At 66.2% G+C, this 22238-nt stretch carries 16 protein-coding genes; 7 read left to right on the top strand and 9 right to left on the bottom strand.

The genetic code is table 11. The features are described 5' to 3' along the window. Positions 1 to 34 precede the first annotated feature (34 nt). From prmB to dapC, 5 genes are all read right to left on the bottom strand, one after another. Positions 35 to 931 carry a 50S ribosomal protein L3 N(5)-glutamine methyltransferase gene (gene prmB, locus BLU17_RS05010; protein WP_091995386.1) on the bottom strand — a complete coding sequence of 299 codons (897 nt, stop codon included), beginning with the start codon at positions 929 to 931 and terminating at the stop codon, positions 35 to 37. Between the two features lie 33 nt (positions 932 to 964). Then, on the bottom strand, positions 965 to 2104 hold the full coding sequence (gene dapE, locus BLU17_RS05005; RefSeq protein WP_091995383.1) for a succinyl-diaminopimelate desuccinylase: 1140 nt from the start codon (positions 2102 to 2104) through the stop codon (positions 965 to 967). Between the two features lie 160 nt (positions 2105 to 2264). After that, positions 2265 to 2630, bottom strand: coding sequence for an arsenate reductase (locus BLU17_RS05000; RefSeq protein WP_091995381.1), 366 nt, complete (start codon positions 2628 to 2630; stop codon positions 2265 to 2267). Then, positions 2630 to 3457: a 2,3,4,5-tetrahydropyridine-2,6-dicarboxylate N-succinyltransferase gene (gene dapD, locus BLU17_RS04995; protein ID WP_091995379.1), complete on the bottom strand. Its 828-nt coding sequence runs from the start codon at positions 3455 to 3457 to the stop codon at positions 2630 to 2632. Before dapD ends, BLU17_RS05000 begins: the two co-directional genes overlap by 1 nt. Before the next feature lie 79 nt (positions 3458 to 3536). Continuing rightward, the gene (dapC, locus tag BLU17_RS04990; protein ID WP_091995377.1) at positions 3537 to 4760 is read right to left on the bottom strand and encodes a succinyldiaminopimelate transaminase; all 1224 of its coding nucleotides are present in this window, start codon (positions 4758 to 4760) and stop codon (positions 3537 to 3539) included. Between the two features lie 280 nt (positions 4761 to 5040). Between dapC and BLU17_RS04985 the strand changes: the two genes are divergently transcribed. The 5 genes from BLU17_RS04985 to def all read left to right on the top strand — a co-directional run bounded on the left by BLU17_RS04985 (position 5041) and on the right by def (position 14206). Continuing rightward, positions 5041 to 6174, top strand: coding sequence for a DMT family transporter (locus BLU17_RS04985; protein ID WP_091995375.1), 1134 nt, complete (start codon positions 5041 to 5043; stop codon positions 6172 to 6174). 159 nt (positions 6175 to 6333) lie between these two features. Next, positions 6334 to 9852 (top strand): chromosome segregation protein SMC, encoded by a 3519-nt coding sequence (gene smc, locus BLU17_RS04980; RefSeq protein WP_091995373.1) that lies wholly within the window; start codon positions 6334 to 6336, stop codon positions 9850 to 9852. Between the two features lie 144 nt (positions 9853 to 9996). Next, positions 9997 to 11283 carry a cell division protein ZipA C-terminal FtsZ-binding domain-containing protein gene (locus BLU17_RS04975; protein ID WP_091995370.1) on the top strand — a complete coding sequence of 429 codons (1287 nt, stop codon included), beginning with the start codon at positions 9997 to 9999 and terminating at the stop codon, positions 11281 to 11283. A gap of 341 nt (positions 11284 to 11624) precedes the next feature. Further along, the gene (gene ligA / locus BLU17_RS04970; RefSeq protein ID WP_091995368.1) at positions 11625 to 13676 is read left to right on the top strand and encodes an NAD-dependent DNA ligase LigA; all 2052 of its coding nucleotides are present in this window, start codon (positions 11625 to 11627) and stop codon (positions 13674 to 13676) included. Further along, a complete protein-coding gene (def, locus tag BLU17_RS04965; RefSeq protein WP_091995366.1) occupies positions 13673 to 14206 on the top strand; it encodes a peptide deformylase in 534 nt (177 codons plus the stop codon). Before ligA ends, def begins: the two co-directional genes overlap by 4 nt. 75 nt (positions 14207 to 14281) lie before the next feature. Here the strand turns inward: def and BLU17_RS34375 are convergent, their stop codons facing one another. From BLU17_RS34375 to map, 4 genes are all read right to left on the bottom strand, one after another. Then, positions 14282 to 15220: a pseudouridine synthase gene (locus BLU17_RS34375; RefSeq protein WP_342713804.1), complete on the bottom strand. Its 939-nt coding sequence runs from the start codon at positions 15218 to 15220 to the stop codon at positions 14282 to 14284. Then, entirely contained in the window at positions 15217 to 15882 is a 666-nt protein-coding gene (locus BLU17_RS34370; RefSeq protein WP_342713803.1) for a hypothetical protein, read from the bottom strand. Before BLU17_RS34370 ends, BLU17_RS34375 begins: the two co-directional genes overlap by 4 nt. 288 nt (positions 15883 to 16170) lie before the next feature. Then, on the bottom strand, positions 16171 to 18750 hold the full coding sequence (locus tag BLU17_RS04955; RefSeq protein WP_091995363.1) for a [protein-PII] uridylyltransferase: 2580 nt from the start codon (positions 18748 to 18750) through the stop codon (positions 16171 to 16173). 370 nt (positions 18751 to 19120) lie between these two features. Beyond that, positions 19121 to 19942, bottom strand: a complete 822-nt coding sequence (map, locus tag BLU17_RS04950) for a type I methionyl aminopeptidase (RefSeq protein ID WP_091995361.1) — start codon at positions 19940 to 19942, stop codon at positions 19121 to 19123. 420 nt (positions 19943 to 20362) lie between these two features. Here map and rpsB point away from each other — a divergent pair, with 420 nt between their 5' ends. After that, on the top strand, positions 20363 to 21118 hold the full coding sequence (gene rpsB / locus BLU17_RS04945) for a 30S ribosomal protein S2 (RefSeq protein ID WP_091995359.1): 756 nt from the start codon (positions 20363 to 20365) through the stop codon (positions 21116 to 21118). A gap of 213 nt (positions 21119 to 21331) precedes the next feature. Beyond that, positions 21332 to 22213: a translation elongation factor Ts gene (tsf, locus tag BLU17_RS04940; RefSeq protein ID WP_091995357.1), complete on the top strand. Its 882-nt coding sequence runs from the start codon at positions 21332 to 21334 to the stop codon at positions 22211 to 22213. The last annotated feature ends 25 nt before the right edge of the window (positions 22214 to 22238 follow it).

The following is a 22238-nucleotide window of genomic DNA, read 5'->3' as shown; positions in this document are numbered from 1 at the left end:
CGCACAGGCGCCGGGGCCCGCTCGCGCAAGGCGGTCACACCGGCAGGTCGCAGGCCTGGATCAGGAACACCTGATCGTCGCCGGCGCTTGTCGAGAGCCATACGAGATCGAGACCGCCGAACGCCGCTTCCACGTTCTCGCGCTCGTTGCCGATTTCGACCACCAGCACGCCGTTGTCGGTGAGCCAGTTGCGTGCGTCCTTGATGATGCGGCGCACGATGTCCATGCCGTCCGCGCCGCCCGCGAGCGCCATCGCCGGCTCGTGCCGGTACTCGGGCGGCAGCGCTTCCATCGAATCGGCGTTGACGTACGGCGGGTTCGTGATGATGACGTCGTAGCGACGCTCGGGCAGCGGCGCGTACAGGTCGCCTTCGAAAAGGGCGATGCGCTCGTCGAGGCCATGCTCGTGCACGTTGCGCCGCGCGACTTCGAGCGCGGGAGCGGAGAGATCGACGGCGTCGATGTCGGCGTTCGGGAACGCGTGGGCGGCCAGGATCGCGAGGCTCGCCGAGCCGGTGCACAGCTCCAGCACCGCCGTGACCTGCTCGGGGTCCTCCACGTAGGGTTGCAGGCCGTCTTCGAGCAGCTCGCCGATGAACGAGCGCGGCACGATCACGCGCTCGTCCACGTAAAAGCGCAGGCCGTGCATCCACGCTTCCTGCGTGATGTAGGCGGCGGGCACGCGCTCGTTCGCGCGGCGCTCGATCACGCCGAGCACCCTGTCGATTTCCTCGGCCGTGAGGCGGGCGTCGAGAAACGGGTCGAGCAAGTCGAGCGGCAGATGCAGCGTGTGCAGCACCAGGTACGCGGCTTCGTCGTAGGCGTTGCTCGAGCCGTGGCCGAATGCGAGCTGCTCGGCCGAAAAGCGCGAAACGCCGTAGCGCAGCAGGTCGCGCACGGTGGCAAACGTGGTGGCTAGCGGATGGGTCATGTTCTGGACTCCAGGGCGTGTTCGGTGGGCGGCTCAGGCGATCAGCTGTTCGAGCACGCGGCGGTACACATTTTTGAGCGGATCGATGAATTTCACTTCGATGTGCTCGTCGATCTTGTGGATGCTGGCGTTGGGCGGCCCGAACTCCACCACCTGCTGGCACATGCGCGCGATGAAGCGGCCGTCCGACGTGCCCCCCGTGGTCGAGAGCTCCGTCGTGACACCGGTTTCGTCGTGAATCGCCTTTTCGAGCGCGTTCGAAAGCGCGCCGCGCGGCGTGAGGAAGGGCAGGCCGCTCACGCTCCAGTGCAGATCGTAGTCGAGGCCATGCTTGTCGAGAACCGCGTGCACGCGCTTTTGCAGGCCGTCCACCGTGCTCGCCGTCGAGAAACGGAAATTGAACATCACTTCGGCGTGGCCCGGAATCACGTTGCTCGCGCCCGTGCCGCTATGCATGTTCGAGACCTGCCAGGTGGTGGGCGGGAAGTACTCGTTGCCGTCGTCCCACTTCTCGGCGACGAGTTCGGCGAGCGCCGGCGCGAGCAGGTGCACCGGGTTCTTCGCGAGATGCGGATAGGCGATGTGCCCCTGCACGCCTTTCACGACAAGTTTGCCCGACATCGAGCCGCGGCGGCCATTCTTCACGCAGTCGCCGAGCGTGTTCGTCGAAGTCGGCTCGCCCACGATGCAGTAGTCCATCTTCTCGCCGCGCGCCTGCAGCGCCTCGACGACCTTGACGGTGCCGTCGGTGGCCGGGCCTTCCTCGTCGCTCGTGATGAGGAAGGCGATGGCGCCGCGATGCCGCGGATTCGACGCCACGAACTCCTCGCTCGCCACCACGAAGGCGGCGAGCGAGGTCTTCATGTCGGCGGCGCCGCGCCCGTAGAGGACGCCGTCGCGGTGCGAAGGCTGGAACGGCGGCGAGCTCCATTGCTCGATGGGGCCGGTCGGCACGACGTCGGTGTGGCCCGCGAACGCGAGCAGCGGGCCGTGCGCGCCCGCCGTGCCGCGCTTGACGGCCCACAGGTTCGTCACGCCGTTGGATTCGATCGTTTCGCACGCGAAGCCGAGCGCCCCGAGACGTTCGGTCATGATGCGCTGGCAGTGCTGGTCGTCGGGCGTGACGGACGCGCGCGCGATCAAGGCTTCGGTAAGGGCGAGGGTGGCTGACATAAAAAGACCACTTTCAATAAAAATGCCGGCGCCGCTGACGGAGCAGGGGCCGGCAACAACGTGTCATGACCGGTTGCGCGCGACATGCCACGAGGCGACTCGGACAGATCGCGCGCGCCGGGCAGCGCTTCAGGCGGGGCACGCCTGTCTCAGGCGGCGCTCAGGAGAACAGTTCCGCATAGTGATCGGCGGAGAAACCGAGCGTTTTCACGCGGCCGTTCACCACCACGACGGGCCGCTTGATGATCGACGGCTTGTGGATCATCAGCGCGATCGCGCCCGCGGTCGTGCCGGCTTCGGCCTTGTGCACGTCGGACAGGCCGCGCCAGGTCGTGCCGCGCTTGTTGATGAGCTGATCCAGCGGCACGTCCTTGAGCCAGTCCTGCACGAGCGCATTCGAGACGCCGGCCTTCTTGAAGTCGTGGAACTCGAACTCGACGCCGTGCTCTTCGAGCCATACGCACGCCTTCTTCACCGTGTCGCAGTTCGGAATGCCGTAGACGACGGTTTTCGCGGCCTTCGCCATCAGTCGCCTCGCAGCAGCTCGTTCAGGCCGACCTTCGCGCGCGTCTTCGCGTCGACCTTCTTCACGATCACGGCGCAGTAGAGGCTGTGCGAGCCGTCCTTCGAGGGCAGGTTGCCCGCGACGACGACCGAGCCCGCCGGAATGCGGCCGTACGAAATCTCGCCGGTTTCGCGGTCGTAGATTTTGGTCGACTGGCCGAGATACACGCCCATCGAGATGACCGAGTTTTCCTCGACGATCACGCCTTCCACGACTTCCGAGCGCGCGCCGATGAAGCAGTTGTCCTCGATGATGACAGGGTTGGCCTGCAGCGGCTCCAGCACGCCGCCGATGCCGACGCCGCCCGAGAGGTGCACGTTCTTGCCGATCTGCGCGCACGAGCCGACGGTTGCCCACGTGTCGACCATCGTGCCTTCGTCGACGTAAGCGCCGATGTTCGTGTACGACGGCATCAGCACGACGTTCTTCGCGATGAACGAGCCGCGGCGCGCGATGGCCGGCGGCACGACGCGGAAACCGCCCGCGGCGAAGTCTTCGGCCGTGTAGTTCGCGAACTTCGAGGGCACCTTGTCGTAGAACTGCGTGTAGCCGCCCGCGGGCATCGGCGCGTTGTCTTCGAGGCGGAACGACAGCAGCACGGCCTTCTTCACCCACTGGTTGACGACCCAGTCGCCGTCCTTCTTCTCGGCGCAGCGCAGGGCGCCTTTGTCCAGCTCGGCGATGACGTGGGCGACGGCTTCGCGCACGTCGTTCGGGGCGGACTTCGCCGAGAAATCGGCGCGGTTTTCCCAGGCGGTGTCGATGGTCTGCTGAAGTTGTTGCGACATGGTGGTGATTTCGTGAGTTTGATGGTTGAAAGCAGCGTTGCGCGCCGAGAGGCCGGCGACCCCTGCGCGCAGGAGGGCTTTACGGTTTGAGCGAGCGGCAGAACTCGACGATGCGCTGCGCGCCCTCGATGCACTCCTCGACGTCGGCGACGAGCGCCATGCGGACGAAGTCTTTGCCCGGATTGGTGCCATGCGCTTCGCGCGCGAGGAACGAGCCGGGCAGAACCGTCACATTATAGTCGGCGTAGAGGCGCTGGGCGAACGCGGTGTCCGTGAGACCGGTGCGCGCGACGTTGGCCCAGAGGTAGAACGCGGCGTCGGGCAGCTTCACGTCGAGCACGTCGGCGAGCATCGGCGTGACGGTGGAGAACTTCTGCACGTATTTCGCGCGGTTCTCGCGCACGTGCGCTTCGTCGCCCCAGGCCGCGATGCTGGCGGACTGCCAGACCGGCGACATGGCCGAGCCGTGGTAGGTGCGGTACAGCAGGAACTGCTTGAGGATCGCGGCGTCGCCGGCCACGAAGCCCGAGCGCATGCCCGGCGCGTTCGAGCGCTTGGACAGGCTCGAGAGCATGATGAGGCGCTCGAAGCTGCGGCCCAGCTTGTGCGCCGCCTCCAGGCCGCCGAGCGGCGGATTCGCTTCGTCGAAGTAGATTTCCGAGTAGCACTCGTCGGAAGCGATCACGAAGCCGTAGCGGTCCGAGAGCGCGAACAGCTCGCGCCAGTCGTCGAGCGTGATGACGGCGCCCGTGGGATTGCCCGGCGAGCACACATAAAGCAGTTGCGTACGCGCCCAGACTTCTTCGGGAACCTGCGAATAGTCGCAGGCGAAGTTGCGGGCCGGATCGCTGTTCACGAAATACGGCTCGCCGCCGCCGAGCAGCGCGGCGCCCTCATAGATCTGGTAGAAAGGATTCGGGCAGAGTACGATCGCCCGCTTTGCCGGGTCTTTCACGCCCGCTGTGGGGTCGATCACGGTCTGCGCAAGCGCGAAGAGGGCTTCGCGCGAACCCGAGACGGGCAGGATTTGGGTGTTCGCGTCGATGGCCGGCAGTCCGTAGCGCGCCTTCACCCAGTTCGCGATGGATTCGCGCAGTGCCGGGCTGCCCGCCGTGGCCGGATACGACGAGAGGCCGTCGAGCGAGGCGACGATGGCGTCGCGGATCAGCGCGGGCGTGGGGTGTTTCGGCTCGCCGATCCCGAAGCTGATGTGGCGCAGGCCGGCGTTTGGCGTGACGTCCTTGAAGAGCACACGGAGCTTTTCGAAGGGGTAGGACTGAAGGGTATCGAGTAGCGGGTTCACTTGAGCGTCGAGGCGTCGGACAGGCGTGGGCGAAAAACGGAGGCGCGGCGCGCAGCGGCGGAGCGGCTGGTGCGGACCGGCTAGCCAGCCGCGCTGGGCAGGGCAAAAAACACGGCAGCGCGACCTTGCGGCTGCAAGCGGCCGATTATAGCGTGGCGGCGCTGCCGCTGCGGGCGCCGGCTAGCGCGCGCCGGCCCGCAACACAAAGGAGAGGCATGAGTTTTTCGACGATCGCGCCGTTCGCCAGCAGTGCGCGGGCGAACCACGGAACGCGCCGGCAATGAGCCAGAGCACGGGGCTGCGCGCCGCCTGGCCGACGCTTGCCATCATGATCGGCGCGTCCGTATGGGGCTTCGTCTGGTATCCGCTGCGAATGCTGGCAGCCTTCGGGCTGACCGGCACTGCTTCGAGCGCGGCGACGAGCGCGGCCGGCTGCCTCTTCGTGCTGATACTGCGCTGGCGCTCGCTCGCCACCGTGCGCTGGCACTGGGTGCTGCCGATGCTCGGACTCGCCGCGGGCGTGACCAACGTCGGCTTCGTATGGGGTGCGATTCACGGCGAAGTGATGCGCGTGCTGCTGCTTTTCTATCTGACCCCGGCGTGGACCGCGCTTTTTGCGCATTTCATCCTGCATGAGCGCCTCACGTGGGCGGGCGGGGCGCTCTCGGCGCTCTCGCTGGCGGGCGCGGTCACGATGCTCTGGTCGCCGCAACTCGGCGTGCCGCTGCCGGCCAACGCCGCCGAATGGGCCGGCCTCATCGGCGGGATGGGTTTCGCGATGAGCAACGTGCTCGTGGTGAAGACGAGCCGCGTGCTCCCGCACATGAAGCCGGAGATGCGCACCGCTGTGATCTTCGCGGGCGCGGCGCTCTTCGGCGCGCTGACGTCGTGCTTCGAGCCGATGGCGTCCGCACCGGCGGGCGAGCATCTTGCGCGCGTCGTTCTGCTCGTGCTGGCGCTCGGCATGGTGCTCGGCACCAACAATATGCTGGTTCAGTACGGGCTCGCTCGCGTGCCCGCGAACCGCGCTTCGATCATCATGCTGTTCGAGATCGTCGTGACGGCCCTCACCTCGTGGCTGTTCGCCGGCGAGATGCCGGGCCCGCGCGAATGGGCGGGCGGCGCGTGCATCGTGCTGGCTTCGCTGCTCTCGAGCTGGGTGCACCGCGCGCAGGACGCACGCAAGCGCGGCGAGCACGCGAGCGTCATCACCTACGCAGACACCGGCCGCGCCGACGGCGCGGACGATGCCGGCGACGTTTGCGGCAACGGCCCGGAGGACGACAGCGGCAACGGCGGCGAGAGCGGCGAAGACAGCGACGGCGAGCGCGGCGGCAAAACACAGGCGGCGGCTTCGGCCTCGGGCCTTCCGGCGCGCGGAATGGCGCGCGCGCGATGGTATGATTGCCGCTGATTCCCGCCGACCGCCCGCGCGCATGCGCGCTCGTGCGGCGAGCCGTGGCGGCCGCCCTGTGTGCGTACCCACGCCGTGCGATCGAAACCGGATTGACGGCGGCGCCAGGCGCGCGGCACGGGCGGTCCCGTTCACCACTATTCAAACAGCGATATCGCCGTGCGTCTGACCTCGATTAAACTCGCTGGCTTCAAATCATTCGTCGATCCCACGCATTTTCAGGTTCCGGGCCAACTCGTCGGGGTGGTCGGGCCGAACGGCTGCGGAAAATCCAACATCATCGACGCGGTGCGCTGGGTGCTCGGCGAGTCCCGGGCGTCCGAACTGCGCGGCGAGTCGATGCAGGACGTCATCTTCAACGGTTCCACGGCGCGCAAGCCAGGCAGCCGTGCGAGCGTCGAACTGGTATTCGACAACGCGGACGGCCGTGCCGCCGGCCAGTGGGGCCAGTATGCGGAGATCGCCGTCAAGCGCGTGCTCACGCGTGACGGTACCTCGAGCTACTACATCAACAACCTCCCGGCGCGCCGCCGCGACATTCAGGACATCTTCCTCGGCACGGGCCTCGGCCCGCGCGCTTACGCGATCATCGGCCAGGGCATGATCGCGCGCATCATCGAGGCGAAGCCCGAAGAGCTGCGCGTGTTTCTCGAAGAGGCCGCGGGCGTTTCGAAGTACAAGGAGCGCCGCCGCGAGACAGAGAACCGACTGCACGACACGCGCGAGAATCTCACTCGTGTGGAGGACATCGTGCGCGAGCTGTCCACCAACCTCGAAAAGCTCGAGGGTCAGGCGGTCGTTGCGACGAAGTTCCGCGAACTGCAGTCCGAAGGCGAGGAAAAGCAGCGCCTCCTGTGGCTGTTGCGCAAGAATGAGGCGGCGGGCGAGCAGCAGCGCCAGCAGCGCGCGATCGAGCAGGCGCAAATCGACCTGGAACGCCACACCGCGCAGTTGCGCGAAGTGGAAGCGCAGCTCGAAACGCTGCGCGTGGCCCACTATTCGGCGAGTGACGCGATGCAGGGCGCGCAAGGTGCGCTCTATGAAGCGAACGCCGAGGTGAGCCGTCTCGAAGCCGAGATCAAGTTCATCGTCGAGTCGCGCAATCGCGTGCAGGCGCAGATCGCCGCGCTCACCGCGCAGCGCGAGCAATGGCAGGCGCAGGCTCGGAAGGCGCAGGGCGATATCGAAGACGCCGGGGAACAACTGGCGATCGCCGAGGAAAAGGCGGCGCTCGCTGAGGAAGAGGCGGCGGCGAAGCAGGACGCACTGCCCGCGCTCGAAAACCGCTGGCGCGACGCGCAGGCGCAACTGAACGACGAGCGCGCGGGTATCGCGCTCACCGAGCAGGCAATCAAGCTCGAAGCCGCGCACCAGCGCAACGCCGACCAGATGCTCCAGCAGCTTCAACAACGCCAGGAGCGCTTGAAGTCGGAGGAAGGCGGCCTCGACGCCCCGGACGAAGCGCAGCTCGAAGCGCTGCGCATGCAACTGGCCGAGCAGGAGGAAATCCTTCACGACGCCCAGGCGCGCCTTGCCGACGCCCAGGAAACCGTGCCGCGCCTCGACGCGGAACGCCGCGGCGCACACGAGCGCGTGCAGGCGGAAAATGCGCAGATCCACCAGCTCGAAGCTCGCCTTGCCGCGCTTCGGCAACTGCAGGAAAACGTGCAGACCGAAGGCAAGATCCAGCCGTGGCTCGATCGTCACGAACTGGGTACGCTGCCGCGTCTGTGGAAGAAGCTGCATGTCGACGCGGGCTGGGAAACGGCGCTCGAAGCCGCGCTGCGCGAGCGGCTTGCCGCGCTCGAAGTTTCGAACCTCGACTGGGTGAAGGCGTTCGCGAGTGACGCGCCGCCCGCGAAGCTCGCATTCTATTCGCCGCCCGCGGCGGGCCAGGTGCCCGCCGCGCCCGCGGGTCTCACGCCGTTGGTCTCCCTGGTGCGCATCGACGACGCTGGCTTGCGCGCGGTTCTCAACGAGTGGCTCGGTGCGACCTTCGTGGCCAACGACCTTGCCGAGGCGCTCGCGCAGCGCGCGCAGCTGCCGAATGGCGGCGCTTTCGTGGTGAAGGCGGGTCATAGCGTGACGCGTGTGGGCGTTCAGCTTTACGCCGCCGACACGGAGCAGGCCGGCATGCTCGCGCGTCAGCAGGAGATCGAGAATCTCGAACGTCAGGTGCGAGCCCAGGCGCTGCTCGCCGACGACGCGCGTAGCGCGGTGGTGCGCGCCGAAGCGGCACACACTCAGGCAGCCCAGGTGCTCACCGAAGTGCGCCAGCAGGCCGAGCGCGCGACCCAGCGCGTACACGCGCTGCAAATGGACGTGCTGAAGCTGACACAGGCGCACGAGCGCTACACGGCGCGCAGCACGCAGATCCGCGAGGAACTTGAGGAAATTTGCGCGCAGATCGAGGAGCAGCGCGCGCTGCGGGCGGAGTCGGAAGCGAACTTCGAGCGCCATGACATCGAACTCGCCGAATTGCAGGCACGCTTCGAGGACAACCAGCTCGCTTTCGAAGCGCTCGACGAGGAACTCGGCGCGGCGCGCAACGAGGCGCGCGACCTCGAACGCGCTGCTGGCGACGCGCGCTTTGCGGCGCGCAACATGGCGAACCGCATCGAGGAGTTGAGGCGCAACATTCAGGTCGCGCACGATCAGAGCGAACGCGTGGCTGCGTCGCTCGAAGACGCGCGTGCGGAACTCGAAACGATCAACGAGCAGACCGCGCATACGGGTCTGCAGGACGCGCTGGAAATCCGCGCGCAGAAGGAAGAGACGTTGCGCGCCGCGCGCGCCGAGCTCGACGACCTGAGCGCGAAGCTGCGCGCCGCCGACGAAACGCGCCTTGCCGCGGAGCGCGCGCTGCAGCCGCTGCGCGATCGCATCACCGAGCTTCAGTTGAAGGAGCAGGCGGCACGGCTGAACGGGGAGCAGTTCGTCGAGCAGTTGCAGGCCGCGGGCGTGGACGAAGCCGCGCTGCAGGAAAAGCTTACGGCGGACATGAAGCCGTCGTACCTGCAAGGCGAAGTTACGCGCATCAGCAACGCGATCACGGCGCTCGGGCCCGTGAACATGGCGGCACTCGACGAACTGGCCGCGGCGAAGGAGCGCAAGACCTTCCTCGACGCGCAGTCGGCCGACCTCACGAGTGCGATCGAAACGCTCGAGGACGCGATTCGCAAGATCGACCAGGAAACGCGCACGCTGTTGCAGGGCACGTTCGACGAAGTGAACCGCCATTTCGGCGAGTTGTTCCCGCGTCTCTTCGGTGGCGGCCAGGCGAAGCTCATCATGACCGGCGACGAGATTCTCGACGCCGGGGTCCAGGTGATGGCGCAGCCGCCTGGCAAGAAGAACTCGACGATTCACCTGCTTTCTGGCGGCGAGAAGGCGCTCACGGCCACGGCACTGGTGTTCGCGATGTTCCAGCTCAATCCCGCGCCGTTCTGTCTGCTCGACGAAGTGGACGCGCCGCTCGACGACGCGAACACGGAACGCTTCGCCAACCTCGTGCGCGCGATGTCGGACAAAACGCAGTTCCTGTTCATTTCGCACAACAAGATCGCCATGGAGATGGCGCAGCAGCTCATTGGCGTGACGATGCAGGAGCAAGGCGTATCACGCATCGTCGCGGTCGACATGGAAACAGCGGCGGGTTTCGCCCAGAATACGGTCTAGTCGATTTAAACGGTCTAACGGATGGCGCGCGACGCGCGGCCGGCGGCGCCGATGGACAGGCAGCTCCCGCGCGCGACGCGAACGCCATGGAAAGGGCGCGCATGGTGCGCGCGCCATCGAACAAGAATTGCTGATGGAGCATGCATGGACGAGTTGACTCTCGGGTTGATCGGCGCGGGCGCCGTGGTGGTCGGGGGCGTGGTGGTTTACAACGCGTGGCAGGGCGCGAGGGTGCGCCGGCGCATGCCGCGCCCGATGCCCTCGGAGGCGGTCGAGACGCCGCCGCGCGACGAGTTTCAGGAACCAAGCCCGTTTATCGAGCCGGCTCATGCCCCGGCCCGGCGCGAACCCTCGCTCGCGGGCGGCATGGAAACCGGGCGCGTGGAGCCGGGTTTCGCGACCGCGGCCCCGCTCGACACGCCCGCCGACATCCAGGCAGAAAGCACGACGCCGAACGGCTTGCAGGAGATCGAGGCGAGCCCCGACGAGGCCACCGAGGCCGCGCCGGCTGCGAACGTCGCCACCGCCGCGGAACCCGCGAAGGAGAAGGCCGACGAAGCTGAACGAATCGAGCCTGTCATGCCGGCCGCGACCACGATCTCCTCGGCTCCGCCTGCCGTGGTGGACCGTCGCATCGACTGCATCGTGCCGATCCGGCTCGGCTCGCCGGTGGCGGGCGAGCGCGTGATTCCGTTGGCGCAGCGGCTGCGCCGCGCGGGCAGCAAGCCGGTTCATATCGAAGGCAAGCCCGAGGGCGGCGATGGCTGGGAACTGCTGCAAAACGGCGTGCGCTACGAGGAGCTGCGCGCTGCCGCCCAGCTCGCGAACCGCAACGGCCCTCTTAACGAGCTCGAATTCTCGGAGTTCGTGACGGGCGTACAGCAGTTCGCCGACGCGCTCGACGCCGCGCCCGAATTTCCTGACATGATGGAGACGGTGGCCATGGCGCGTGAGCTCGATGGCTTCGCCGCGCAGTGCGACGCGCAGCTCTCGATCAACGTGATGTCGGACGGCGCGCCGTGGTCGGCGAACTACGTGCAGGCCGTGGCCGCGCAGGACGGTCTTCTGCTTTCGCGCGACGGCACGCGCTTTGTGAAGCTCGACGCGAAACAGAGCCCCGTGTTCATGCTGCAGTTCGGCGACACCAACTTCCTGCGCGACGACCTCACCTACAAGGGCGGCGAGCTGATTACGCTGATCCTTGATGTGCCCGTGGCCGACGAAGACATCCTGCCGTTCCGCCTGATGTGCGATTACGCGAAGTCGCTTGCGGAGCGCATTGGCGGGCGTGTGGTCGATGATCAGCGCCGGCCGCTGCCTGAATCGGTGCTGCAGTCCATCGACAAGCAGCTCATGACGCTGTACGCAAAACTGGAGCAGGCCGGCATTCCGGCCGGCTCGCCGGCCACGCGGCGGCTCTTCAGCCAGTAACGGGCATACCGGGCAAAGCCAGCAACCGGTCTTCGGACAAGGCGCGGCGCCATACGGGCGCCGCGCCTTTTTTGTGTATGAGCGGCAAGGCGCGGGAAGGTCGCGGTGTTCGTTCATTGATGATCGGGCGGCGTAGCGGGCAGGCGTGTTGCGGTGCACTGAAGTTCGCATCGCGGGCTGTCGGCGTCAACGGCCTGGCCGCAACGTTAGCCAACCGGCCAGGACCTTCGCGAAGGCCGTACGGGGGCGCACGAAGATGGCCGTTCGGCCGATGCGACACACGCCTCTTCCTGAGATAATCTGACGTCCGAAATCACATCCAACCGCGAGTTGCACAAGGCATGGTCCGTACTCCCGCCCGTCCTCCCGAAGAAGCCACTGCTGCGCAGCGCGCGGCGTGGTTGCGCGCCGAACTCGAGCGTGCGAATCACGCCTACTACGTGCTCGACCAGCCGGAGCTGCCTGACGCGGAATACGACAAATTGTTCGGCGAACTTCAGCAGATCGAGGCCGCGCATCCCGATCTCATCACGCCCGATTCGCCCACCCAGCGCGTGGGTGGCGAAGTCGCCGTGGGCTTCGAGCCCGTGGTGCACGACGTGCCGATGCTCTCGCTAAACAATGGCTTCGCCGACGAGGACATCGTGGCGTTCGACAAGCGTGTGGCCGACGCGCTCGGCAAGACCGACGTCGAATACGCCGCGGAACTGAAGTTCGACGGCCTCGCCATCTCGCTGCGCTATGTCGACGGCGTGTTCGAGCAGGCGTCCACGCGTGGCGACGGCACGACCGGAGAGAACGTCACCGAAAACGTCCGCACGATCCGCTCGCTGCCGCTGCGCCTGAAGGGCAAGCGCGTGCCCAGGGTGCTTGACGTGCGCGGCGAGGTGCTGATGTTCCGCCGCGACTTCGAACGCATGAACCAGCGTCAGCGCGAGGCTGGTCACAAGGAATTCGCGAACCCGCGCAATGCGGCCGCAGGCAGCCTTCGTCAGCTCGATCCGAAGATCACGGCACAACGGCCGCTCTCGTTCTTCGCTTACGGCATCGGCGTGCTCGAGGGCGAACCGATGCCGGCCACCCATAGCGAGTTGCTCGACTGGTACGCGGAAATGGGCTTGCCGGTCAATTCCGAACGAGCCGTCGTGACGGGCGCACAAGGCCTGCTCGAATTCTTCCGGGCGGTGGGAGAAAAGCGCGATAGCCTGCCGTACGACATCGACGGCGTCGTCTACAAGGTGAATCGCCGCGACGAGCAGGACATACTCGGCTTCGTCTCGCGTGCACCGCGCTTCGCGCTTGCCCACAAGTTCCCGGCGCAGGAAGCGCTCACGAAGCTGATCGACATCGACGTCTCGGTGGGGCGTACGGGGGCCGTCACGCCGTTCGCGATCCTCGAACCGGTGTTCGTGGGCGGCGTCACGGTCTCGAAGGCCACGCTGCACAACGAAGACGACCTGCGCCGCAAAGACGTGCGCATTGGCGACACGGTGATCGTGCGGCGCGCCGGCGACGTGATTCCCGAGGTCGTGAGCGCGCTGCTCGATCGGCGTCCCGCGGACGCTCGCGAATTCGTCATGCCGACGAAATGCCCCGTCTGCGGTTCGCATATCGAGCGTTTGCCCGACGAGGCGGTCGCGCGCTGCACCGGCGGGCTGATCTGTCCGGCGCAGCGCAAGCAGGCGCTCTGGCACTTCGCGCAGCGTCGTGCGCTCGATATCGACGGTTTGGGCGAGAAGATCATCGACCAGCTAGTCGAGCAAAACCTCGTTCGTACGCCCGCCGATCTTTTCAATCTCGGCTTCGGCACGCTGGCGCAACTCGATCGCATGGCGGACAAGTCGGCGCAGAACCTGCTCGATTCCCTCGAGAAGGCGAAGTCCACGACGCTCGCGCGCTTCATCTACGCGTTAGGCATTCGCCATGTGGGCGAATCGACGGCCAAGGATCTCGCGAAGCACTTCGGTGCGCTTGATCCCATCATGAATGCTTCGATCGAAGAACTGCTCGAAGTGAACGACGTCGGGCCGATCGTCGCGCTCGCAATTCACGAGTTTTTTGCGGAAGCGCATAACCGCACAGTGATCGAGCAGTTGCGCGCGCCGGGCAAAGTAAGATGGCCGGAAGGTCCGGCCGCGCCCAGGGCGCCGGTGGGCGTGCTGGCCGGCAAGACGGTGGTGCTTACCGGCACGTTGCCCACGCTCTCACGCGACGAGGCGAAGGAGATGCTGGAGGCGGCTGGCGCAAAGGTGGCTGGCTCGGTGTCGAAGAAGACCGACTATGTGGTGGCGGGCGCCGACGCGGGCAGCAAGCTTGCAAAAGCCGAGGAACTTGGCGTCCCGGTGCTCGACGAAGAAGGAATGCGCAAGCTCCTGGAGGGGCAACCGACATGATTCGCAAAATTCTCAGAATGGGCGATCCGCGCCTGCTCAGCATCGCCAGGCCGGTCGATCACTTCGATACGCCCGAACTGCACGAACTCATTGCCGATATGTTCGACACCATGCACGCGGCCAACGGTGCGGGCCTTGCCGCGCCGCAGATCGGCGTCGACCTGCAGGTGGTGATCTTTGGCTTCGAGCAGAACGAGCGCTATCCCGAGGCGCCGGCCGTGCCGCAAACGGTGCTCATCAACCCGGTCATCCACCCGCTGTCGCACGACATGGAAGAAGGGTGGGAAGGCTGCCTTTCGGTGCCGGGCATGCGTGGCGCCGTGAGCCGCTACTCGATGATCCGCTACAACGGCTTCGACCAGTATGGTGTGCCCATCGAACGCGTGGCCGAGGGTTTTCATGCACGGGTCGTGCAGCATGAGTGCGATCATCTGATCGGAAAGCTGTACCCCATGCGCATTACCGACTTCTCGAAATTCGGTTTCACCGATGTGCTGTTTCCGGAGCTCGATCCGAACCGCGACGACTGAACCCCGACACGCCAGAAAAAACGGGAGCCATCTGGCTCCCGTTTTCATTCAGCGCGGCGTTTGCTGCAAGGCGGCTCAAAACGCTTCGTCGGCGGCCAGATAACGCCATTGGCCTTGCGGCAGCGCGCCGAGCAGCACGCGGCCCATGCGCACGCGCTTGAGGCCCACGACCTTGAGACCGACCAGTTCGCACATGCGGCGAATCTGACGCTTCTTGCCTTCGCGCAGCACGAAACGTAACTGCTCGCCATTCTGCCAGCTTACCTGGGCGGGCTTGAGCGGAACGTCGTCGAGCGAGAGGCCGTGGCGCAGCTTCGCGAGCAGTTCGGGCGGGAAATGCTGATCGATTTCGGTTTCGATGTCGTCATAGGTGACGCGAACGAGGTATTCCTTGTCGATGTCGGAGCTCTCGCCGATCAGTTGTCTGGCCACGCGGCCGTCCTGGGTCAGCACGAGCAGGCCCGTCGAGTCGATGTCGAGACGGCCCGCCGGCGCAAGCGTGCGCAGATGCTTCGCCGAGAAGCGGATGCCGGAGCGGTCGCCGTCCCAGTGGTTCTCGCCAGTAATGAGGGCGGCGGCGGGCTCATAGCCGTCCTCGGCCTGGCCCGACACGTAGCCCACGGGTTTATGCAGCAGGATCGTGACCTGGCGCGCCTGTGCGGCGAGCGCAGCCGGGTCGATCTCGATGTGCTGCTCCGGTGTGACCTTGGCGCCGAGCGTGTCGACGACTTCGCCATCCACGTAGACCCAGCCCTTTTCGATCCATTCGTCGGCTTCGCGGCGCGAGCACAGGCCCAGTTCGGACATGCGCTTGGACAGGCGCAGCGTATTGTCGCCGTCGATTTCGTCGCGCGGCGCACGGCGCGGCGCGGCTTCGCCGTCAGCGGCGCGGCGCGGAGGCTGGTCGACCGATTTGACCGGGCGGGCAGTTTTGCGCGCGCCAGCGCCTTCCTCGGCGGCGCGGCGGGCGCGCGGTGCACCGCCTTCACGGTCGGCGTTCCAGGTGGATTTCACCGGGCGCGCGAAACGGCGCTCGGTGCCTTCCTCGCGGCTACGGGGAGGACGGCGGTCATCGCCTTCGGTGCGACGCGCAAAGCGCTTTTCACCGCCATCCTCGCGGCTACGGGGAGGACGGCGGTCATCGCCTTCGGTGCGACGCGCAAAGCGCTTTTCACCGCCATCCTCGCGGCTACGGGGAGGACGGCGGTCATCGCCTTCGGTGCGACGCGCAAAACGCTTTTCACCGCCTTCGTCGCGGTTACGCGGAGGACGGCGGTCATCGCCTTCGGTGCGACGCGCAAAGCGTCGTTCACCACCTTCGTCGCGGCTACGCGGAGGACGGCGGTCATCGCCTTCGGTGCGTCGCGCAAAGCGCTTTTCACCACCTTCGTCGCGGCTGCGCGGAGGACGGCGGTCATCGCCTTCGGTGCGACGCGCAAAGCGTCGTTCGCCGCCTTCGTCGCGGCTGCGCGGCGGACGCCGCTCATCGCCTTCGGCGCGACGCGCAAAGCGTCGTTCGCCACCTTCGTCGCGGCTGCGCGGAGGACGGCGGTCATCGCCTTCGGTGCGACGCGCAAAGCGTCGCTCACCACCTTCGTCGCGGCTACGCGGCGGACGCCGCTCATCGCCTTCGGTGCGTCGCGCAAAACGCCGTTCGCCGCCTTCGTCGCGAGCATGCGCGAAGCCGCGCGATTCATCGCCGGTGCGTCGTGTCTGGCGGCGTCCGTCACCGAAGCCGCTTTCGCGGGCGGGCCGGGCGGGACGATCGCCGGGGCGCGTTTCGGCGCGTGCGGGCTTCGCTGCCGAAGTTTTCGTGGTAACAGCCGGCCGCACCTCAGCCGGCCGCACCGGCTTACGCGCGGTCGTGCTGCCGCGGCGGACGGGGGCGCGTTCCGGAGTGGTCGGGCGCGGATGTTTGGCTGTCAGTTTGGCTCGCATGGGATTTGGGTATTTCGCTTGGTCATTCACACTGCGATCGCGCGCAGCAATTCGGTTTCGACGCGAATCTGCAGGCGGTTGTCGGAGAGGCCCGAGCCGTCGAGCAGAAATACGTCTTCGACCCGTTCGCCGAGCGTGTTGATCCGCGCCGCATGGACGCCGACGTGATGCTCCGCGAGCACGCGCGCGATGGAATAGAGGAGGCCCGGCCGGTCGTTCGCCGACACGGACAGGATGTAGTACTGGCCGCGCTCGTCGGCCCGCAGGTCGACGCGCGGCGTGACCGGGAAAGTGCGCGACAGGCGCGACAGACGTCCCTTCGAAGGCTCGGGCAACGCATTGCCGGTTGCTTTCAGGCGCGCCGCGAGTTCCTGCTCGACGAGGTTCGCGATATCGCGGTAATGCACGTCGCCCTCGGTGTGCGCGACGATGAAGTTATCGAGCGCGTAGCCGTGGCGCGTCGTGCTTACGCGCGCGTCGAGCACGGAGAGGCCGCTGCGGTCGAAGTACGCGCACATCGTCGCGAAGAGGTCGGGGCGGTCCTGTGCGTAGACGAGTACCTGCAGCGCCTCCCCGATCGGCGACGGGCGCGCGCGCACGACCGGCTCCAGCGATTCGACGTGGCGGTAGAGCACGCGCGTTTGCCAGGCGATGTCGGCGGCGTCGTGGCGCAGGAAGTAGCCCACGTCGAGCTTGTCCCAAAGCGCTCGATGCGCGTCTTCCGGCACCGTCTCGAGCCGCAGCAGCGCGAGCGCAAGCTCCTGGCGCGTCTTGAGTTCCGAGTGCGCGTCGGGTTTGGCGCCGCCGAGCACGGCGAGCGTCGAGCGGTAGAGATCCTCGAGCAGCTTGCCTTTCCAGTTGTTCCAGACCTTCGGGCTCGTGCCGCGGATGTCGGCGACCGTCAGCAGGTAAAGCGCCGAGAGGCGCCGCTCCGTGCCGACCAGCTCGGCGAAGCGCTTCACGACCTCGGGGTCGGTGATGTCCTGCTTCTGGGCGACCTGGCTCATCGTCAGGTGCTGCCCGACGAGCCAGACGATCAGGTCGGCGTCGTCGCCCGTGATGCCGTGTTCGCGGCAAAAGCGCCGCGCGTCGGCCATGCCGAGCTGCGAGTGGTCGCCGCCGCGTCCCTTGGCGATATCGTGGAACAGCGCCGCGACGTAGAGCACCCACGGGCGCTCGAAATTGGCGATCAGCTGGCTGCAGAATGGATATTCGTGCGCATGCTCGGCCACGGCGAAGCGGCGGATGTTGCGCAGCACCATCAGGATGTGCTGGTCGACCGTGTAGACGTGATAGAGGTCATGCTGCATCTGCCCGACGATGCGCCGGAAATTGAGCAGGTAGCGCCCGAGCACGCTCGTCTGGTTCATGAGCCGCATGGCGTGCGTGATGCCGGTCGGCTGCCGGAGAATCTCCATGAAGAGCCGGCGGTTTTCCGGGTCCCGCCGCCAGTGCTGGTCCATGGTTTCGCGCGCGTTGTAAAGCGCGCGCACGGTGCGCGCCGAGAGGCCCTTCACGCCCGGCACCTGCTCGTAGAGCAGGAAGGCTTCGAGAATGGCGTGCGGCTCGCGTTCGAACACGTCGTCGCTGACGATTTCGAGCATGCCTTGCTTCTCGACGAAGTGGTCGGACAGCGTGCGCGTGATGCCGCTCGTGCTCGGGAAGAGTTGCGCCTCGATGTTCTGGATCAGGATGGTGGAAAGCTGCGTGACTGCCTTCGCGGCCCAGTAATAGCGGCGCATGAGCTGTTCGCTCGCGCGCCGCGTGCCGCTCGCCTTGAAGCCGAAGCTCTCGGCCACCGCCGTTTGCAGATCGAATACGAGAATGTCCTGGCGGCGGCCCGCGATCACGTGCAGGCGCGCGCGCAACGCCTTGAGGAACGCCTCGTTGCGGCGCAGCTCGCGCGCCTCGCGCCCGGTAATGAGGCCGCGCTGGTCCAGCTCCTTCCAGCTGCTGCCGAAGGCCGCGGCCTCGGTGATCCAGAGGATCAGCTGCAGGTCGCGCAGGCCGCCGGGGCTCTCCTTGACGTTCGGCTCGAGCGCGTAGGGTGTGTCCTGGAAGCGTGCGTGGCGCTGGCGCATTTCGAGCACCTTCGCCTGGAAGAAGGCGCGGGGGTCCATCGCGTCGCGATAGCGTTGCGCGAAATCGCCGAAGAGCGTCGGGCTGCCGGTGATGCGGCGCGCCTCCAGCAGCGATGTGCGCACGGTGACGTCGTTGGCGGCTTCCTCGAGGCATTGGGAGATGCTGCGCACGCTGCTGCCGATATCGAGTCCAAGATCCCATGCGAGACCGATGAATCGTTCGATGCGTTCCTCGAGCGGCGCGAGCGGTTCGTCGTCCGGCAGCAACACGAGGATATCGACGTCGGACCACGGCGCAAGCTCGCCGCGCCCGAAGCCGCCCACGGCGACGAGCGCGAGCGATGCCGGCAGCTCGCAGAGGTTCCAGGCGTGGCGCAAGGTCTCGTCGGTGGTGCGGGCGAGTGCGCGCATCAGCGAGTCGACGTTGGTCGCGGTCTTGAACCGCTCGAGCAACTGGGCCTTGGCGGCCTTGTAGTCGGACTTCAGCGACGAGGTATCGGAAACGGCAACGGCGGTAACGCTCATGGGATCTGGTCGTGGTTGACGCGGTTGGGTCGGCGGCCGGTTGCGCGCTGCGCCGGTCCGGCTTTGCCGGCTGGCGGCTCTCGCGAGGACGGCTCGGCGGGTTGGCTTGGGTTGCTTCGTCGTTTCCCTGAATTCGGCGGGTCGGGTTACCGGTGCGGTCAACTCCGGCGCTTCGTTGGACTACGGTTCGTCCCTGGCGGCGACGGCGCAGGCTTCGACCGTGCCCGCTGAGCGCCGCGATTGATCGACTTGCTGCGTGGGGCCGGATACTTGACGCCCGGACGCCCGGACGCCCGATTCCCGCCACTGGCCTTACCTATCGTTGCGCCGGACCGCGTCGCGTGCGCTTTCCGGCCCGTCGGCTCTGGCGTCAGGCCGCCGTACCCGCCATCTGCGCGACGATGGCCGGTTTGGCGGGCGTGCCCGCCGAAACCGTCAGGACCTCGTAGCCCGTTTCGGTCACGAGCACCGTGTGCTCCCACTGCGCCGAGAGGCTGCGGTCCTTCGTCTTGACGGTCCACTGGTCCGGCATGGTGCGGATGTCGCGGCGGCCGGCATTGATCATCGGCTCGACGGTGAAGATCATGCCGGGCACGAGTTCGATGCCGGTGCCGGGGCGGCCGTAGTGCAGCACCTGCGGATCTTCGTGGAACACCGTGCCGATGCCATGGCCGCAGTATTCGCGCACCACGCTGTAGCCCTGGCTCTCGGCGTAGCGCTGGATGGCGTGGCCGATGTCGCCGAGATGCGCGCCGGGGCGCACCTGTTCGATGCCGAGCCACATGCATTCGTAGGTGGTTTGCACGAGGCGCTTCGCGAGAATCGAGCCCTCGCCGACGATGAACATGCGGCTCGTGTCGCCGAAATAGCCATCTTTGATGACGGTGATGTCGATATTGAGCGTGTCGCCGTTCTTCAGCGCCTTGTCTCCCGGAATACCGTGACAGATCACGTCGTTGACGGAGGTGCAGATCGCCTTCGGATAGGGCGGATAGCCGGGCGGCTGATAATTCAGCGGTGCCGGCACCGTGCCCTGCACATTGGTCATGTATTCGTGGCACAGGCGGTCGAGCTCGCCCGTCGTCACACCGGCCGTGATGAACGGCGTGATGTAATCGAGCACCTCGCTCGCCAGCCGGCAGGCGACGCGCATTTGCGCGATGTCGTGTTCGTTCTTGATCGAGATGGCCATGGTGTACGCCCGAAAATGCAGTCGAATATCGAATTATCGCACCTAATGCGGGCCGTCGCTGGCTTTTGAAAAACCCGTCGCGGTCTGCTGCGCCTGCCCGCGCTCATTGCGCGGGCAGTAGCTGTCTTGAGAAAAGTATCGTTTGCGTGCTATACTCTTCGGCTACGTCGTTTCCCATGCTTTCGCGTTAATTCTTGCTTTAAGCATGGCGGGCGGCCGATCCGCCGTTGCCGCGGAGCGGCTTGTCAGGGCAGGTGACTGGCAGGCCGCGCGAAGAACATCCGGAAGCATCTTCTTCAGGCAGCACACTCGCAAGCCGGCGCACCCAGGGTGTCGGGCGCGTCGTTCCCGTGGATATGGCGGGGCAGCGCACCGATACGGCAGCCGGCTTAAGACCCAAACCCTAGCGGAGAATTTCTCATGGCAGTTACCATGCGCCAAATGCTGGAAGCCGGTGTCCACTTCGGTCACCAGACGCGCTTCTGGAACCCGAAGATGGCCCCCTTCATCTTCGGTCATCGCAACAAGATTCACATCATCAACCTCGAAAAAACGCTGCCGATGTACAACGACGCGCTGAAGTACGTGCGTCAACTGGCAGCGAACCGCGGCACGATCCTGTTCGTCGGCACGAAGCGCCAGTCGCGCGACACGATCGCAGCCGAAGCGCAACGCGCCGGCATGCCGTTCGTGAACGCGCGCTGGCTCGGCGGCATGCTGACCAACTTCAAGACGCTGAAGGTTTCGATCAAGCGCCTGAAGGACATGGAAGCCGCCGTCGAAGCGGGCGAACTCGAAAAGATGAGCAAGAAGGAAGCGCTCCTGTTCGAACGCGAAATCGCCAAGCTGCAAAAGTCGATCGGCGGCGTGAAGGACATGGGCGGCATTCCGGACGCGATTTTTGTGGTCGACGTCGGCTACCACAAGATTGCCGTGACGGAAGCCAACAAGCTGGGCATCCCCGTCATCGCCGTGGTCGACACGAACCACTCGCCCGAAGGCATCGACTACGTGATCCCGGGTAACGACGACGCGAGCAAGGCCGTTGCGCTCTACGCGCAAGGCGTGGCCGACGCGATCCTCGAAGGCCGTGCGAACGCGGTCAACGACGTCGTTGCGGCAGTGCGCGGCAACGACGGCGACGACGAGTTCGTCGAGGTCAATTCGGAGGCGTAAGCTGCCCCGTGTCCGGCAAGAAAAGGGGGCTTTCCATAGGCCCCTTTTTTTTAAGCCGCGACTTTTGTGGCCGCGTCATATGGGCGGCACCGCAGTCCTGTAGAAGCAGCTGTAAAAAAGCGTTTCTCATCAGGCGGATACGGAAACGAATTCCTGCCGGTCGCATCGAAGCATGCGGCACGGCGTGTAGCAGACAGACTCAAGGAGCGAATGATGGCGGCAATTACCGCAAGCATGGTGGCAGAACTGCGCGCGAAGACCGACGCGCCGATGATGGAATGCAAGAAGGCGCTGACGGAAGCCGACGGCGACATGGCGCGCGCCGAAGAGCTGCTGCGCGTGAAGCTCGGCAACAAGGCGAGCAAGGCAGCGTCGCGCGTTACGGCTGAAGGCGTGATCGCTTCGTTCATCGGCGACAACGCGGGCGCCGTGGTCGAACTGAACTGCGAAACCGACTTCGTCGCGAAGAACGACGATTTCAACGCGTTCGCGAAGAAGGTGGCCGAACTCGTCGCCACGCAGAACCCGGCCGACGTCCCGGCCCTGTCGGCGCTGCCGCTCGACGGTTCGACCGTCGACGCCGTGCGCCTCGCGCTGGTCGGCAAGATCGGCGAAAACCTCTCGATCCGCCGTTTCTCGCGCTTCGCGACCTCGAACAAGCTGGCGTCCTACCTGCACGGCACGCGCATCGGCGTGCTGGTCGAATACACGGGCGCCGAAGAGCAGGTCGGCAAGGACGTCGCGATGCACATCGCCGCGATGAAGCCGGTCTCGCTGTCGTCGGACGACGTGCCGGCCGACCTGATCGCCAAGGAGCGCAGCATCGCCGAGCAGAAGGCCGCCGAGTCGGGCAAGCCGGCCGAGATCGTCGCGAAGATGGTCGAAGGCGCGGTCCAGAAGTACCTGAAGGAAGTCTCGCTGCTGAACCAGCCGTTCGTGAAGAACGACAAGCAGACCATCGAGCAGATGCTGAAGGCCGCCGGCACGACGGTTCATCAGTTCGCGCTGTTCGTGGTCGGCGAAGGCATCGAAAAGCGCCAGGACGACTTCGCCGCCGAAGTGGCCGCGCAAGTCGCTGCTGCAAAGCAGCAATAAAGCCGGACCGGCCCGCCTTGCCGCG

Source organism: Paraburkholderia lycopersici (assembly GCF_900096975.1).
Classification (GTDB): domain Bacteria; phylum Pseudomonadota; class Gammaproteobacteria; order Burkholderiales; family Burkholderiaceae; genus Paraburkholderia; species Paraburkholderia lycopersici.
Note: the sequence above shows the minus strand (reverse complement) of the source record. Positions and strands in the feature narration are given on the sequence as shown.